Consider the following 16,425-nt stretch of genomic DNA (forward strand, 5'->3'; position numbering starts at 1 on the left):
TGTTATTCTCCTTCGTGGTTAAGTTGGTCAATTAGGGTGCTCGCATTATCGACGTTGAGTAGATGTTCGACGCTCTTTTTAGTGTATGCCTTAGGTTCATCTAATCTCAACCGGTGAACAACAGTATCCCAGGGGCTTCTTGCTACTATGGTGTCCCAGTTGGCGCTGAGTATTTCTTCTGGCCATCGACGAATCATCGTGCCTCGTAGGTAGGCGCGGGTGTCTTCTGGTGGGTAGTGGCTGGCAAAAGCAATCTGTTCTTGTGTAAATAGCGTTTTCATTCTGCCTAGCTGAACAAGCTTATGGTACAGGCCTTTATGCGGGCGGATATCTGCGTATTGAAGATCGATAGCTTGTAATTTGGGGTTATCCCAGTTAACACCTTTTTGAACATATTGATGTATGAGCTGGTATTTTGCGACCCAATCGAGAGTGTCAGCTAAAGCGAATAGGTCAGTTTCTAAGAGAGTGAGGGTTTTGTCCCACAGTTCTAAGATTTCTTGTGTGTGCGAATCTGGGTTTTGTTCATATTTTTGTGCAGCTTCAAGATACAGTCGTTGAATCTCTATAGCTGTTAGGGATGTGCCGTTCGTTAACGGTAATTGCTGTTTCAAGGTTAGATCGTGGCTGAAGGTGTGCATGGCTTTGACGGGGTCAGCTAATGCTATTTGAGGGGCTTGATGATTCTCAATCAAGTTCAACACTAAAGAAGTAGTACCAAATTTGAGAAGGTTCGAATAATGAGAGAGGTTGGCGTCTCCGATGATGACGTGTAAACGTCGATATTTATCCGAATCTGCGTGTGGTTCGTCGCGAGTGTTAATCATCGGGCGACGAATCGTTGTTTCTAAACCGATAGTCCGTTCAAAGAAGTCAGCTCGCTGGGAGATTTGATAGCCAGGTTTTTCAGAAGTTGTGCCGATGCCAACACGCCCAGCACCAGTCATAATCTGTCGTGTTGCAAAGAATGGTAGAAGAGCCTCGGATAGTTCGTCAAAGTCTATATCTCGTCGAACCAAATAGTTTTCGTGCGAACCGTAGGATTGCCCTTTAGAGTCAGTGTTGTTTTTGTAAAGTTGCAGCTTGGGAAGTTTTGTCTCTTCTGCTGTTTCTTCGAGGTTTTGAATGGTTCGTGCAGCGAGGTAGTCTCCAGCAGCGTCCCATAGTACGGCATCTCGTGGTGATGATGTTTCCGGTGATGAATACTCGGGGTGTGCATGATCGACATAGAGGCGAGCGCCATTAGGCAAAATAGCGTTCATGGTGACTGCGTCGGGGTCGAGTCGTTCTGCATATATGCCGGATTCTAAGAGTGCTTCTGCAGCGATATCTTCGCTGGTGAGTACAGCGCTTTGGTGAGTGAGTTGGCTAGGGTGGGCGTGTTGTTCTTCTTGAGTGTTTCCGTAAGCATCTTGTAGGGGTGTTTCAGAGTCGTATTCCCATATTGTTGAGCTATTTTGTGCAGAAAGTTCTCGGCGGAATAGTTTGTTATAGGTATCAACTACTTCGGCAGAAAGCATTGTCGGGTTGGCGTGAGGGTGTGTAGGGGCAATAATCCCGTATTCGGTTTCTGCTCCGATAATGCGTTGTACGCTCACAATAGGCTCCTTTGAGACAATGCTGATGCTAACGCTCCATGATGTTCGGTGGAGAGTTGCGGTGGTTTAGTGTGCAGGTTCGATAGAGATGATTTTTTCTCGGATATGTTGTTGAGCTAATACTTGTTCAATCTCTGACAACGGGGGCATCTCCCGATGCCCACCAAATTCTGTGGTGATAGCTCGGATGATATGTTCTTGTGTGATGCCGCGGGTACCATCTCGTAGTTCATCTTTAATAGCATAGTTTTTTGCGGTATCAACAATATTGCGGATAACTGCGCCGGAGAGGAAATCTCCTCGTTTGAGCCATAGGGTATGGCCGTTGTCTAAGGTGATGTGTAAGTATCTGTTATGTGTGGAATCTTCAAAAAGCTGCTCTAGTGCAACGTTGATGAGGTGTTGTACCGTTTCGCTAGTGTTTTGTGCGCCTTGTTGGTCAGTCGCTCCAAGAGGAAGGTCCTCTGTAATATAGAGGCTAAAAATTTCTCGTGCTCCGTGTATGTCAGGACGGTCAATTCTTATTTTGATGTCAAGGCGTCCAGGTCGTAGCACTGCTGGGTCAATCATGTCCTCACGATTGGTTGCTCCGATGACGATCACGTTATCGAGCCGTTCAACACCGTCAATTTCGGTGAGTAGCTGAGGAACGATGGTTGTCTCAACGTCGGAGGAACGACCGGTGCCACGTGTTCTAAAAAGTGATTCCATCTCGTCGAAGAAGACGACAACGGGGTTTCCTTCTTCTGCTTTTTCACGGGCAGCGGTGAAAATATCACGGATTTGCCGTTCCGTTTCTCCAACGTATTTGTCGAGAAGTTCTGGGCCTTTGATGTTAAGGAAGTATCCGGTCTTTGATTCGTGAGGGTGTAGGGTTGCCGCCCTTTTTGCAAGGGAGTTTGCAACGGCTTTAGCGATAAGAGTTTTTCCGTTACCGGGAGGACCATACAGCAAAATACCGTGTGGTGGTGATAGCTGGTATTGGCGGAAAATATCGGGGTACAGGAAGGGAAGCTCAACAGCATCTTTGATTTGTTCAATTTGGGTGTTGAGTCCACCAATATGCTCATAGGTGATGTCGGGGACTTCTTCAAGGACGAGTTGTTGTGCTTCTAGGCGGGGAACTTTCCCTAGCACCATCCCGATACGTGCGTCGTAGGTGAGGTTATCCCCCGCTGAAAGTTCTTGTATTTCTAATGCACCACTGACTCGGGCAACAGTCTTTGTTTGTTGTCCAAAGTCAATGAGCACACGCTCATTATCAAGAACCTCACGTAAAGTAACAACTTCACCATAGTTTTCGTAACCGAGACTGATAACCGCTTGAGTCTGATCATTGAGCAGGACTGTCATACCTGGGGCAAGCGTTGTAATGTCTAATAATGGTGAGCAGGTGATGCGCACTCGCCGCCCAGAAAGCATGACATCAACGTATTCTTCTGCTTCTGCCGGTGTAACGCCCTGTGCAAGGTCGTCATAGGTCATCCGTCCTAAGCTGACGGCTAACACGATAGCAGAGTTCAGCGGTGGGGAGACTTCTTGGGAGAGGCTCAAACGTAACCGTTCGATTTCAGCTTTAGTTTTACCAAGCGCGAAAACAAGTTTTTGGTTTCGTTCTCCGGCTTCTCGAAGCTGTCGGTCAAGGTTACGCCGGCTGTCTGTTGACACACTGAGCTGACGTAGCACTCTCTCGTAGTCTTGGGATGAAACAGTTTTGTTCGTTGAGTCAGTCATGATTCGTACCAGATTCTGCGGATAGGTCTCTAACGATAGATGAGGGTGCGCCCCCTATCGAATCAGGTTTATGGTGTATGGGTTGTTGATTGTGCAGATTTTTCAGCAAGATTTTGTGCATCTCGTGCTGCCCTGCGTAATTTTCGGTCAGAAACGTTGCGCTCGCCTAGAGCTGCAGGAGTCCATGCGTTAAGGTCTTCTTCTGAGAAATCTGTTTTTGAAGCGCGACGTTTCGGAGCAAGGCGTTCTGCGCCATCAGCAAGGCGACGAGCAGTGATGAGGAACCCAGTATGTGCCACCATACGGTGATCAGGGCGAACAGCCAGACCTTCAACGTGCCATCCACGAACCATAGTCTCATGCGATTCAGGCTCAGTAAATCGGCCATCTGCACGGAGAGCTTCAGCAACTCGAGAAAGCTGCGTTACGGTTGCTACGTAGCAGATGATAACACCGCCTGGTGTTAGTGCTTGTGCTACTGCGTCAAGGCATTCCCAAGGAGCTAACATATCAAGAACAGCGCGATCTACGCTTCCAGGTTCTTCAACGTCGCCGAGAGTTTCAGCAAGGTCACCGAGAGTAATGTCCCACGCCGGATGCGGTCCACCAAACATGGTTTCGACGTTTCCTCGTGCGATTTCTGCAAATTCTTCTCGACGTTCAAAAGAGCGGAGGTGTCCGTAATCGCCGATAGCTCGTAGAAGGGCGATAGAAAGCGCACCAGAACCTACACCTGCTTCGATAACGCGAGCGCCGGGGAAGATGTCAGCCATAGTAACGATTTGTCCAGCATCTTTGGGGTACACTACGGCTGCCCCGCGGGGCATGGAGAGGACAAAATCTCGGTAGAGTGGTCGGAATGCTTGAATTTTTAGCCCCGAGGAGTTTTCGATAACGGTTCCTTCGGTTTTTCCGATGAGTTCTTCGTGAGCGAAGAAACCGTGATGAGAGTGGTATGCCCCGTTAGTTTCTAGGGTGATGGTAGTAATCTTTCCGCGTTCGTCAGTGAGCTGTACGCGTTCTCCGGGTCGGAAAGGTCCACGACGGTTGTTGCTTCCAGTGGGGGCATGATTGGTCATAGGGAGTTGTTCTCCTTGAGGTATATAAGGCTCATGAGCTGCTGTTAGGTTAGTGTTCTTTATTTATTCTCTCAGATACTAGGCTGAGGTGTTGCATGTTGTTGTTCAATGAGGCTGACCTAACATTTAGCGGTGTTTTTAGATGAAGTCTTGATAGAACAAGATTCTTTGTTGTTTTTGTGGTGTTGTTGTCATCCACGCAATAGGTTGTTCGCTGGCATGTATGGATTCTGGTACCTGTTGTTTTCGATGGTATTCGTAAAAGTGTTCGCGTAAGTCTAGGTGTAAGGCTGTATAGGGTATGTATTCGGGAGCGCTTGGATGCGAGATAGTTTTGAGAGGCTTGTTGAGAAGGTTTTGAAGTAGTTGGTCGTCGTTGGGGCCGGTGTGTTCGATGGAGGTAAGGACTGCAGGGTCTACCCAGTAGATGGTGTCGTATTCTTGGTAGATGGGTACATCATGGTGGTTCCAGGTGCTCAGGAACTCTTGAATAGGTGTTTCTGGTGAAATGCGGATGGTTTTTCGTGACAGTTTTGCTGCGCTGATGGGGTAGTTTCTATTTTTTTGAGTCACGATACGTTGTAGTGCTGGGTATGAATTTTTCCAAAGGGTGATACTTAAGAATGCTGTCACCAGCAGATATATGGGTGAGGTGATATTTTCTGAGGTCACCAAAAAGAGTATGACTAACGGTAAAAGAAGTAATCCGATGAGGGCGGTGTAAAAAATTCCGGTGGATCGTTTTTTGCTGGTAAGAGTGATGAACGCTTCTAGAGCGTGTGCTCCGTCGAGTGGGTATACAGGAATGAGGTTGAAAAGAGCGATGAGGAGGTTAATATGGCTCGCTAGTAGTATTCCTAGTCTGATATTGTGCTCTGTTGTGAGGGGTTCTAGTAGTCCAAGGAGTAGGGCGTACAGGATATTGATAGTTGGTCCGGCAAGGGATATGAGGATAGAACTAAGAGGGCGGCCTTGGTCGCTTCTTGTGATTCCACCCCATAGGGTCATGGAGATGTAGTGAACTTTGAGCTTGAAAAGGTGCGCGGTAAGAGCATGTGCTAATTCGTGGATAAGCACCCCGAGGGCGATAAGTAACGCCAGTATTGTAGAAGTGGTTAGTGCTGCAGTCCAGTTTGTGATGTAGGTTGTTTTTTGGGTGAGGTAAGTGGCGTATCCAAAGATGGTTATTGCCATGAAGATGAACCATGATATTCGAAGGTAGATGGGGATACCGAAGAGTGTTGCGATGTTGAGCTCTGAAGGTCTTCTCAAGGTGTTTGTCCTCGTCCTCATGGTGGTGTGCTAGGCCTTTTCTCACTCTAGTGTATGCGGTGATATCTCACGTGGCGTTGGTGTGAGTCGTGGAAGATAATGGGCGTAGAATATTGTTTGTGTCTACTGCCAAAAATTTTCCTCACAATATTTATTCTCTTTCGGAAGCTGATCAGCAACCATGCACGGTGATGTTATGTGCTTTTGACGGCTGGAACGATGCTGGTTCTGCGGCGACAGAGGTTATTGACTATTTGATGCGAGTTTTTCCGGCAGAGCCTATTGCTGGATTTAATACAGAATCTTTTTATAGTTTTACGGAGTCTCGTCCTCGTTTGGAGTCTTCTGCTGATGGTACTGGAAAAATTATTTGGCCAGAGCTTCGTTGTGTGGCGTTGCAGGTTCGTGAAAATCTTCAGTTGTTAGTTGTTTCTGGGCCTGAACCGAATGTTCAGTGGCGTAGTTTTGCAACAGCGTTATTGCAGTATGCGCAACAACTTTCTGTTGATCATTTGTTGTTCTTGGGCAGTCTTTTGGAAGAGATTCCCCATACTCGCCCTTTTCCTGTTTCAGTGAGTAGTTATACTTCTAAGTTGCGAGCCTTTGAAGGTGTGCAGGTGCAGTCTTATTCTGGTCCGACGGGGATTGTTGGTGTTCTTGCGTTGATGGCTGAGTCTTATCCTATGACGGATGTGAGTTGTTGGGTGTCTATCCCTCATTATGCGGGTTTGCCTCCTCATCCTAAGGCGACTTTTGCGCTTTTACAGACGGTGGAATCTATTTTGGATATTCAGGTTCCGCACGGTCGTATTCTTCAGGAGGTGCAGGCGTGGGAAGACGGTGCAGAGGCGTTATTGGAGGAAGACCCAGAGCTCGCTGCTTATGTGCGTGAGTTAGAGTCGCAGTCGGAGAATCTTGTACAGTTCAGTGGCGAAGATATTGCTGCTGAATTAGAGCAATATCTTCGCCGCCGTGAAGAGTAGGTTTTTAGTAACGGATGCCTAAACGTGCGTTAAGAAGGTCTCGGACAAGGTTTCCTCCGCTTCCACCGTTATTACAGATGTTATGTGCCCATTGATCAATACGTTCAAGGGCTTCTGGAGTGTTCAGGTCATCTGCTAACAGTGCTCTAACATCTTGTACGAGTGTTTGGGCTTCTTCGTCAGTCTCCTCAGGTAGCGCACATTTGAGAGCTTGTTGATAGAGCTCATAGCGTTGCTGCGCATTTTCGAGGAGGTCTTCAGTCCAGAACCAATCGCTACGATAATGGTTACTCATGATAGCAAGGCGGATAACGTTAGGGTTAGTGCCTTCTTTTCTGAGAGTAGAGACGAGTACGAGATTTCCAAGGGATTTACTCATTTTTTCACCGTCTAGTCCAACCATTCCGGTGTGCACATAGTGGTGAGCCATGGGCTTATTGTTGAGGGTATAAGCATGCCCTGCTCCCATATCGTGGTGTGGGAATTGGAGGTCAGATCCGCCACCTTGAACAGTAAAGGGCGCGGGAAGGAATTTTTGTGCGATGGTGGTACATTCAATATGCCATCCGGGGCGCCCTTTCCCTAGGGTATCGCCGTCCCAAGCAGGTTCGCCCTCGCGGTGAACACGCCACAGTAGAGGATCTAATTCGTCTCGTTTACCTGGGCGTTGAGGGTCTCCCCCGCGTTCTCCAAAGATATTGAGCATCTGTTCTCTGGTGAGTCTGCTAATATCTCCGAGTTTCCAGTGTGCGGGCTCTGCTGGTGCGTAGTGTTCTGCTGCTTTGATATCGAAGTAAATATCACCGTCAGGGTGAGTTGTGCCGTTTTCGTCGGTGTACCCTGGCACCGTATAGGCAATATTTTTTGAGAGTAGTTCTGTAACAGCTTCAACGACCCAAGGAATAGATTCTACGGCGCCAATATAGTGGTTAGGTGCAATGATGTTAAGTGCTTGCATATCACTTCTGAACAGTTCAATTTGTTCTTGTGCGAGGTCTTCCCAGTTCACTCCGGTAGCTTCAGCTCTTTCTAGTAACGGGTCGTCAACGTCGGTGACGTTTTGGACGTATGTTACTGGAATTTTTGCATCGAGCCATGCACGGTGTAGCACGTCAAAAGCAACATAGGTAGAAGCGTGCCCCATATGGGTTGCATCGTAGGGTGTAATACCGCAGACATACAAGCTTGCAGAGTTCTGAGGAGTTTTAGTGACTGTTTTTTGACCTGTTGAACTGTCAAAGATAGTAGGTTGTGGAGCTTGTCCGGGCAGTGTCGGAACCGATGCATATTCCCACGCTCTCATCAGATGTCCTTTCGTTGTGTGTTGTAGTTCAAAGAATACCCGCTTACCTCTAGATGAGGTAAGCGGGTACAGTCTTTCGTGATATTTCACGCAATATTATGGTTGGGAAAGTAGTTTCTCAAAGTGTTTAGGCATGCGCTGATAGTACGCCGAAGCCTAAAAGGACATATAGTGTTACACCAATGGCAATACGGTACCAGACAAAGATGGTGTAACTGTTATGTGATACGTATTTGAGGAACCAACCAATAATGAGGTATCCGACCACAAATGCAACCAATGTTGCGACCATCGTCGAACCAAAACCGTAGTATCCGTTAAATCCTTCAGAGAGACTGCCATAGAGTTTGTATAAGCCTGAAGCGAATACTGCGGGGATAGCAAGAAGGAATGAGTATCGAGCAGCTGCTTCACGAGTGTATCCCATTAACAGACCTGCGGTGATGGTTCCGCCAGAACGTGACACTCCCGGAATCAGCGCGAGCGCTTGAGCGAAACCATAGATGATACCGTGTTTGACGTTAAGTTTATCGAGCGTTCGTTGTTCTTTGCCGATACGGTCAGCAATAGCGATGAATACGCCAAAAACGATAAGCATGGTAGCGGTAATCCATAAGGACCTAAAGGTGGTGTCGATGTATTTTTCGAGCCCTAAACCTAAAAGACCGATAGGGAGTGAACCGATAATGATAAACCAGCCCATGCGTGCATCTGGATCTTTTTTATCGACAGTTCCTCGTAGAGAACCAAACCATTTACTGATAATGCGTACGATGTCACGCCAGAAGAATACTAGTACCGCAGATTCTGTGCCTAACTGGGTGATAGCGGTAAATGCTGCACCAGGGTCAGAAGTATCTGGTAAAAGCTGGCTAACAAATCTAATATGACCGGATGAAGAAACCGGTAGAAACTCTGTAAGACCTTGAACTAAACCAAGGATTATTGCTTGAATCCATTCCACTTAACAGACTCTAGCGGTTTAAATTCGACACAGCGACCCTATGATGGGTCGCTGTGTCGAGTTTAACAATATTTTACGGATTGAAAGAATAGTTAGCTTTCGTCTTCGTAATCGATCTCTTCTTCGTCAAAGTCTTCGTAGTCGTCATCATCATCTTCGATGTATACCTCAAGAGGTGTTACTTCCTCGTAGGTGTCAAAGAGGACTTCTTCATAACGCTCAAAGGCATTAGCAATAGCCACATAGGCGTTATCGATTGCAGGGTCATGTTCACCGCGTCGGTTAACGATGGCGGTAAGATGCTCTTCAAGAGCACTGGTAAAAACTGACAGTGCAGCGCGAGGGTCGTTACTCATATATAGAACGTTATCGTGAAATGTAGCTGCACGGTACTATTTGGGAAGAAAAGTTCTAAGAACGTGAGATAACGTACTCAAATACACAAGCTTGCCTTCCCATTTAAAAACTGATTTACCCGCTGTTTAAAGAAAATAAACGGTGGTAGAACAATTTTTGCTCTACCACCGTTTACTTGGTAATGCTGAGGCTTAGTACCCCAAAGAAGCGAGAGAAGCGCTAATAGCGTCAGCAGAGTTCTTAAGTTTTTGCAGTTCTTCATCGTTAAGTGGCATTTCAAGCACTCGTTCTACCCCGTTATAGGAAAGTACCGATGGTAAGGAGACAGCGGCTTCACTATTAATGCCATAGTATCCCTTCAGCTGAGTAGCTACAGGCAGGACAGCTTGTTCTCCTTGCAAAATGGCTTCTGCAATACGAGCGGCAGAAATGCCGATGGCGTAGTTAGTGGAGCCTTTACCTTCAATAACACGGTATGCGGCTTTCATCGCTTCCTCACCAAGAGCAGTTTTGACCTCATCGGTGAAGACGCGCTCGCCGTTGGTGGTCCATTCGTCAAGGGGGACAAATCCGATGTTAGCGCTTGACCATACTGGAAATTCTGAGTCACCGTGTTCGCCGATAATGTTCACGTGAACAGATTTGATAGCCACACCAGCTTTATTTGCGATGAGCCAACGTAGGCGAGAAGAATCTAGGGTAGTTCCGGAAGCAAAGCAACGGCTAGTGGGTAGTCCGGTAATTTTTTGTGCAACAACAGCTAGAACGTCGCAGGGGTTGGTGACGATCATGAGCATTGTTTCGGGTGCTACTTCCATGACTTTGGGAAGCATTGCTTCAAAGATTTTTACGTTAGCTTCAGCTAGTTCTAGGCGTGGTTGCCCTGGTTTTTGTCTCGCTCCAGCTGTCACGATGATGAGGTCGCAGTCTCGTAGCACTTCAATATCGTCACCGCCATAGACGATTGCTTCGGAGGCGAACATGCTTCCGTGAGCGATATCGAGCCCTTCGGCGGTTGCTCGCTCTCCGGCAATGTCGTAGATGGCGATTTCGTCTGCGGTACCGCGTAATGTTGCCGCATAAGCGACGGCGGAGCCTACTCCGCCTGCACCAATAACGCCAAGCTTGGTTCTCTTGTGTGAGTGTGAAGCCATGATGGCTTTCCTTTCAATTTTGATGAGCTGGGACATGGCATAACAAGTATGGCACGAAAAGATGAGGGTTTATGTTGGATTTTTGGGTTTTTGTTTGATGATTAGCGGGCAAATGGTTGATAATCGCTTCAAAAACCCGCTAAAAAACAACGCTTAAAGGTTACTTTTTGGCATTGGTCACATTTTCTATCATGAAAAAAATATTACAAAACCTTTAGTAAATATGACAGAATCGCCACATCCAGCATTGTGAACGATTATTACTCGGCACTATTTGTACCATTCGTCACAATATTCTTCTTAGAGTCTAAGACACTAATAGTCAAAACTGGTGCAGAAAATCAACTAAAACCAATCAAAACAACAATTTTATGGTGGACTCAACCGCCGAAAACATCCAAACATTTCACTAGTGAAAGATAAAACAACAGTGATAACTTCAAATATGGCATCTAACCACACACCATATATTCCCTTTCACAACACATAAAGATGCCCCTTGCTTCACCCGAAAGGAACGCCGCATGTGGCAACAGATTTATGACCCACTCAGCTCAAGTGCGCTCTCAGCCGTTATCGCAGCACTACCAATTATCATCTTTCTTCTGGGACTAACGGTCTTCAAACTCACTGGTATCAAAGCAGCAAGTATTTCTCTCGCCAGCGCCTTAATCATCGCTGTCGTTGTCTTCCACATGCCGTGGACAGCATCCTTATCTGCACTAACATATGGTGCACTCGGTGGACTATGGCCTATTGGATGGATTGTTCTCATGGCGGTCTGGCTCTACCGCATTGCAGTCAGAGCTGGAAACTTCAAAATTATTCAAGATTCTATCTCCGCCGTATCAGCTGACCAACGTATCCAAGTCCTCCTCATCGCATTCTGTTTTGGAGGGTTTCTTGAAGGTGCCGCAGGCTTTGGCATCCCCATCGCAATCTGCGCTGCACTTCTCGTAACATTAGGATTCGATGCTATTAAAGCTTCTGTCTATGCTCTTATTTCAAATGCTGCTTACGGAGCATATGGAGCCATCGGTATTCCTGTTATCGTCGGAGCAAAACAGGGATCCGTCGAGCTATCTGCGTTAAGTATCGAAATGATTCTCACGATTCAGCTCACGACCGCACTTATTCCGCTCATTCTCGTCTTTGTTCAAGACGGAATCCGAGCAGTCAAAGAAACTGGGCTCATTGCACTCATTATCGGTTTTGTAGTCTCAGGGTTACAGGCACTTATGCTTTGGACGCTAGGGCCAGAGCTAGCAGATATCATTCCGCCCCTTATTGGACTCGTAATCCTCGCCCTTGTGATGCGCCGTTGGCAACCTGCGCATATCTACCGAGAATCTGGGGCACCAGAAATTACGTCAGAAAATGCCCCAACATTTACAGCTGTAGAAGTAGCAAAAGCATGGAGCCCTTTCTGCATTCTCTCTGGAATGATTCTGCTCTGGTCTACACCTTTTATGAAAGCTCTTTGGGCTGTCGGCGGGCCATTAGACTTCACAACCATTAAGTTCTCTATGCCCTATCTGCACCAGGGTATTCTCCAAGTAGCCCCTATTGTTGCAGAACCCAAACCGATGTCGGCAATCTTTAGTTGGGGCATCCTTTCCGCTTCAGGAACCGCTATTTTTATTGCAGCGTTACTAACCATTGTTACCTCAAATATCACCATCGGCGCCGCTCTCCAAGAGCTCCAAGGAACGGTTAAACAGCTATGGAAGCCTATTGTGATGATTTGCCTCGTTATGGCGGTAGCAAATGTCATGAATTTTGGAGGCCTTAGCTCCTCTATCGCTCTAGCAGTTGCTGCAGCAGGATCTATCTTCCCGTTGCTCTCCCCTATTATTGGCTGGATTGGTGTATTCGTAACGGGATCTGTCGTTAATAACAACACCCTCTTTGCCGCATTACAGGCAACCACTGCACAACAGATTGGAACAAGCCCCACCCTTCTCGTTGCGTCAAATACTACAGGTGGCGTGATGGCTAAAATTGTTTCCCCGCAATCCATTGCTATTGCAGCCGCCTCTGTAGGACTATCTGGTGAAGAGTCAAAGATTACTTCTGCAGCATTTAAATACAGTGTCGTGCTCTTAGCATGGACGTGCCTCTGGGTCTTCGCTCTATCGCTGGTACTCTAAAATTCCTTCATATCCAGAAAAACCCTGTTGGTATCTCACCTTGATGAGGCACCAACAGGGTTTTCTTTAATCTACAGTAATTAACTGTTTTTCTTCTTCTAAGCAATTATCCTTATTAACTTAGGTGCCCCTAAATAATATGTGAGGAAATATGAAACATCTGTCAGTATCTCTTGCTGTAATTCTTCTGACCTGCAGCGTGTGCGCATGCAGCAGTTCTTCTCAAGAATCAGAGAATCACAAACAGTCAACCAACACAACAGTGAACAGCTCTAATGCACCAACAAGGCAGAACACAAATACTCAAACCCCAAATTTGACGGGCACGTGGAGCCAGAGAAACCCCAAAACTGATGGCGTATGGTTAGAAGCTCTTGTTCATGACAACACTATTAGCATCCATTGGGTTCATGAAGAAGATGGAGCACACACTTTGTATTGGAAAGGTAGCTTTGAGGCCCCTCAGACAGCAGGTGACTACACATGGGTATCGCAGACAGCAGTAGAGAAAGATACAGAGTCTTCTCAAACCTCACGTGAACTGACAAAAACTTTCCGATACTCTCAAGATGGAACCTTGCATTACACTGTCACAACACCTGATGGTGACCAAGAAGAGGTCACAATGCAAAAACCCTAGACGGTAGTCACGTGAATATATCTTGAGCGGGTAGCTATTAGATATAGGTTACCCCTCCCCTGATGTTTATAGTGCTTTTAAATGCATTGAATCCCCCTACGATAACCGTAAGGGGATTCAAATTTGTTGTGCGCGGAGGGGGACTTGAACCCCCACCCTCTAATACGAGGACTAGCACCTCAAGCTAGCGCGTCTGCCTATTCCGCCACCCGCGCAGGTGACATAGTGATGTTGACTTTTCGTAACATCTCTCGACAACAGGTAATAATCTACACGACCCGAAACCGGGTTGCAACCTGAAACAGCATTTTTTACAGCGATGCTCGTCACATACATGCTAGCGGTAACCATATTTACAGAAAAACACCTAGTCAAGAGCATATTTAAGAGAATAAATTTTTTACTTCACCTAAAAACTCCTCATCAGCCCCATCTATCCGATACATTAAAACTGTGATGAATGAAAACCTAACCCAAGAAGAAGCCAGCGCCAGAGCAGAACTACTCACCGTCGACAGCTACGATGTGCTCATCGACCTTACCTACGCCAAAGACACAACATTCGACTCCTACCCCGTAGTAACAACAGTCCGTTTCACAGCAACAGAAAATGCCGAAACCTTTATCGACTACATCCACCACAGCGTTGAAAGCGTTAAACTCAACGGAAAAACACTCAACATTAATGACTGTGTTATAGGTTCACGCATTGTACTCACCGGATTACGCGCAGAAAATATCCTCACCATTCATGGGCGCTCATTCTTCTCACGCTCGGGCGAAGGACTACATCGTTATCTCGACCCCAAAGACGGAAAAATCTACCTCTATACCCAATACGAACCAGCAGATTGCCGTAGAGTCTTCCCCAACTTTGAGCAGCCCGACCTCAAAGCAATCTTCAACTTCCGTATTACAGCCCCTAAAGATTGGGTTGTTTCATCGAACGCCCCACTCATAGAAGAAATACCAGACCCCACAGACGAAAACATCACCAAACGAGTTTTTGCACCCACCGAAAGAATCTCAACCTACATTACGGCAATCCTTGCAGGCGAGTATTTTGCTGCATATGACCACTACACCCCGCACACAGAAGTCTCAGATTCCTCATTCGAGCTAGTGGCTTATTGCCGTCACTCTCTGAAAGAATATTTTGATTACGACAATATCTTTACCATCACTAAAGCAGGACTAGATTTCTTCCAGACGCTCTTTGACACCCCATACCCCTACCCCCAATACCAGCAAGCATTCGTACCCGAGTACAACCTTGGTGCCATGGAAAACCCTGGGCTTGTGACCTTCACCGAATCCTATATTTTTGAATCTGGAGCGACAGAAGCCCAATATGAGGCACGGGCAAACGTTATCTGCCACGAAATGTCTCATATGTGGTTCGGAGACCTCGTCACCATGAAATGGTGGAACGACCTATGGCTCAAAGAATCATTTGCAGAATATATGGGCACTCTTGGAGCACATGAGGCGGCAGGCTTTAATAACGCTTGGGTCTCCTTCGCTAACCAACGTAAAGCATGGGCATATACTCAAGACCAGCTTCCAACGACCCACCCCATTGTGGCAGATATCCAAAACCTTGAAGCTGCAAAACAAAACTTTGATGGAATTACCTATGCAAAGGGTTCCTCAGCACTCAAACAACTCGTTTCCTATGTAGGATTTGACACCTTTATCGCCGCATCACGTCTTTATTTCCAACGTCACGCAGGTTCAAACACAACCCTCAACGATTTTCTTAAAGTACTCGATGAATGCTCTACCGAAGACGTTTACACGTGGGCGCAAGCATGGTTACAGACGAGTGGGTTAAGCACCCTCATCGTGGAACGTCACTATACTCAGCAACAAGAGTTTAAATCGCTTACGCTCTCGCAGGTTCTACCAGAGGATGTTCCTTCAGAGCTCGGCAGGCCCCACCACCTGCTCCTAGAAACATTCCAGCTTCAAGAGAACCGACTGACTTCAACACACATTATTGAGTGTTCCATTCCTGCTGGCCCCGTTGAAGACATGGAATTACCACTCAATGAGGAAGAAAGAGCACACGTCGCGCAAGCAGATTTTTTGGTACTCAATAGTGGCGATTTGACCTACGCTAAAACTGTCATTAGCGAGGAAAACGGTCGAGAACTTGCACTATCACATGTACACACTATTTCAGATCCTCTCACACGAGGCATTATCTGGAGCAGCCTGTGGAATCAAGTCAGAGACGGATTCCTTGAAGTTGAAAAGTTTTTAACAGCAGTCGAAAAGTCACTCGGCTCAGAACCAGTTTCAGTGATTCTTTCAAACCTCTTAGCTCAAACAAACCTTGCTATTTCAAGTTATGCGCAACCGGCTCTCCGAAAACAGCTATGGAATCAGTTCACAGATTCTCTTAAAACAGCCTTGCATCAGGCGCCGGAGGGAAGTGATGAGCAGCTAATCATTACTCGCGCTTTCTTAGAAGCAAGCACCCACAGTCTCAACGGAGAATCCCTCGTACGCCATATTGCTCGTTATGCTAGCTCTGAAGAACCCACCCTCTCCACCGAGATTCAAGGGCTAAAACTTAACTCCACGTTAGGGTGGAATGCTCTCATCGCTTTAAGCGTTCATGGGCTCACCAGCGTAGAAGAACTTCAACAGCAACAACAGCAGTTGCCCGGTTCCATCTCCGAACGTAGCTATGCGCAGGCTCAAGCTTCCTTACCTGATCAAGATGCTAAATTGGCAGCTTTTGAACGTGTTCTGACCCAAACAGATGTATCGAACGACATTCTCACAGCAACAGCACGTGGATTCCAGCATGGAGGATATCGCTTATGTCCGTCATTGGTTCAGCGGTACTTTAGTTCCCTCAACGAAGTATGGACAACCCGTTCCATTGGCATGGCGACACGCGTTGTCTCGGGGTTGTTCCCTCCGGTCGATTTCCACACTGACCAAAAGATTGAGCAAAACCCTGTTATTTTAGGGGCACAACAGTGGCTTGATGATAATCACGAAGCGCCGGGTGCGTTACGTCGTTTGGTTCTAGAGCATCTCGACCAAAGCCAACGTGCACTCAAAGCACAGCAATTCAACGCAGAGTCTGTGTAAATACTCTCATCTGAAAAACTTGTTGCCGGTTTAGCACTAAATTGTTAGTGCTAAACCGGCAATTCATGAGAAGCTATTAGGTG

The 16,425-nt window shown here is 46.8% G+C and carries 12 protein-coding genes and 1 tRNA gene; 4 read left to right on the top strand and 9 right to left on the bottom strand.

Translation table 11 applies throughout. The features are described from left to right. Window positions 1-2: 2 nt before the first annotated feature. From dop to ACN08Z_RS04775, 4 genes are all read right to left on the bottom strand, one after another. Entirely contained in the window at window positions 3-1,598 is a 1,596-nt protein-coding gene (gene dop / locus ACN08Z_RS04760; protein WP_419103446.1) for a depupylase/deamidase Dop, read from the bottom strand. Between the two features lie 66 nt (window positions 1,599-1,664). Then, window positions 1,665-3,332: a proteasome ATPase gene (gene arc, locus ACN08Z_RS04765; protein ID WP_419103447.1), complete on the bottom strand. Its 1,668-nt coding sequence runs from the start codon at window positions 3,330-3,332 to the stop codon at window positions 1,665-1,667. Between the two features lie 68 nt (window positions 3,333-3,400). After that, on the bottom strand, window positions 3,401-4,411 hold the full coding sequence (locus ACN08Z_RS04770) for a tRNA (adenine-N1)-methyltransferase (RefSeq protein ID WP_419103448.1): 1,011 nt from the start codon (window positions 4,409-4,411) through the stop codon (window positions 3,401-3,403). Between the two features lie 138 nt (window positions 4,412-4,549). Next, on the bottom strand, window positions 4,550-5,683 hold the full coding sequence (locus ACN08Z_RS04775; protein ID WP_419103449.1) for a site-2 protease family protein: 1,134 nt from the start codon (window positions 5,681-5,683) through the stop codon (window positions 4,550-4,552). 119 nt (window positions 5,684-5,802) lie between these two features. Here ACN08Z_RS04775 and ACN08Z_RS04780 point away from each other — a divergent pair, with 119 nt between their 5' ends. Further along, window positions 5,803-6,666 (top strand): proteasome assembly chaperone family protein, encoded by an 864-nt coding sequence (locus ACN08Z_RS04780; protein ID WP_419103450.1) that lies wholly within the window; start codon window positions 5,803-5,805, stop codon window positions 6,664-6,666. A gap of 4 nt (window positions 6,667-6,670) precedes the next feature. Here the strand turns inward: ACN08Z_RS04780 and mshC are convergent, their stop codons facing one another. The 4 genes from mshC to ACN08Z_RS04800 all read right to left on the bottom strand — a co-directional run bounded on the left by mshC (window position 6,671) and on the right by ACN08Z_RS04800 (window position 10,444). After that, a complete protein-coding gene (gene mshC / locus ACN08Z_RS04785; RefSeq protein WP_419103451.1) occupies window positions 6,671-7,969 on the bottom strand; it encodes a cysteine--1-D-myo-inosityl 2-amino-2-deoxy-alpha-D-glucopyranoside ligase in 1,299 nt (432 codons plus the stop codon). Between the two features lie 127 nt (window positions 7,970-8,096). Continuing rightward, the gene (locus ACN08Z_RS04790) at window positions 8,097-8,933 is read right to left on the bottom strand and encodes an undecaprenyl-diphosphate phosphatase (RefSeq protein ID WP_419103452.1); all 837 of its coding nucleotides are present in this window, start codon (window positions 8,931-8,933) and stop codon (window positions 8,097-8,099) included. Window positions 8,934-9,025: 92 nt separating this feature from the next. Next, complete coding sequence (locus tag ACN08Z_RS04795; protein ID WP_419103453.1) at window positions 9,026-9,289, bottom strand: hypothetical protein; 264 nt, start codon at window positions 9,287-9,289, stop codon at window positions 9,026-9,028. Window positions 9,290-9,481: 192 nt separating this feature from the next. Then, a complete protein-coding gene (locus tag ACN08Z_RS04800; protein ID WP_419103454.1) occupies window positions 9,482-10,444 on the bottom strand; it encodes an L-lactate dehydrogenase in 963 nt (320 codons plus the stop codon). Window positions 10,445-10,968: 524 nt separating this feature from the next. Between ACN08Z_RS04800 and ACN08Z_RS04805 the strand changes: the two genes are divergently transcribed. Together ACN08Z_RS04805 and ACN08Z_RS04810 are read left to right on the top strand one after the other, a co-directional pair. Next, on the top strand, window positions 10,969-12,594 hold the full coding sequence (locus ACN08Z_RS04805) for an L-lactate permease (protein ID WP_419103455.1): 1,626 nt from the start codon (window positions 10,969-10,971) through the stop codon (window positions 12,592-12,594). Between the two features lie 151 nt (window positions 12,595-12,745). Further along, complete coding sequence (locus ACN08Z_RS04810; protein ID WP_419103456.1) at window positions 12,746-13,234, top strand: hypothetical protein; 489 nt, start codon at window positions 12,746-12,748, stop codon at window positions 13,232-13,234. A gap of 129 nt (window positions 13,235-13,363) precedes the next feature. On the opposite strand, the gene ACN08Z_RS04815 is transcribed toward ACN08Z_RS04810, so the two are convergent. Further along, window positions 13,364-13,449: transfer RNA gene (locus tag ACN08Z_RS04815), tRNA-Leu, on the bottom strand. A 241-nt stretch (window positions 13,450-13,690) separates the two neighbouring features. On the opposite strand from ACN08Z_RS04815, the gene pepN reads away from it, so the two are divergent. Then, a complete protein-coding gene (gene pepN, locus ACN08Z_RS04820; protein ID WP_419103512.1) occupies window positions 13,691-16,342 on the top strand; it encodes an aminopeptidase N in 2,652 nt (883 codons plus the stop codon). Window positions 16,343-16,425: the final 83 nt, after the last annotated feature.

This window comes from Rothia sp. P7181 (genome assembly GCF_048513015.1).
Lineage (GTDB): Bacteria > Actinomycetota > Actinomycetes > Actinomycetales > Micrococcaceae > Rothia.

Bases quoted from the DNA above. Each gene is read 5' to 3' on its own strand.
- arc (WP_419103447.1), bottom strand. From the start codon at position 3,332: ATGACTGACTCAACGAACAAAACTGTTTCATCCCAAGACTACGAGAGA.
- ACN08Z_RS04770 (WP_419103448.1), bottom strand. From the start codon at position 4,411: ATGACCAATCATGCCCCCACTGGAAGCAACAACCGTCGTGGACCTTTC.
- mshC (WP_419103451.1), bottom strand. From the start codon at position 7,969: ATGAGAGCGTGGGAATATGCATCGGTTCCGACACTGCCCGGACAAGCT.
- ACN08Z_RS04795 (WP_419103453.1), bottom strand. From the start codon at position 9,289: ATGAGTAACGACCCTCGCGCTGCACTGTCAGTTTTTACCAGTGCTCTT.
- ACN08Z_RS04800 (WP_419103454.1), bottom strand. From the start codon at position 10,444: ATGGCTTCACACTCACACAAGAGAACCAAGCTTGGCGTTATTGGTGCA.
- ACN08Z_RS04805 (WP_419103455.1), top strand. From the start codon at position 10,969: ATGTGGCAACAGATTTATGACCCACTCAGCTCAAGTGCGCTCTCAGCC.
- ACN08Z_RS04810 (WP_419103456.1), top strand. From the start codon at position 12,746: ATGAAACATCTGTCAGTATCTCTTGCTGTAATTCTTCTGACCTGCAGC.
- pepN (WP_419103512.1), top strand. From the start codon at position 13,691: ATGAATGAAAACCTAACCCAAGAAGAAGCCAGCGCCAGAGCAGAACTA.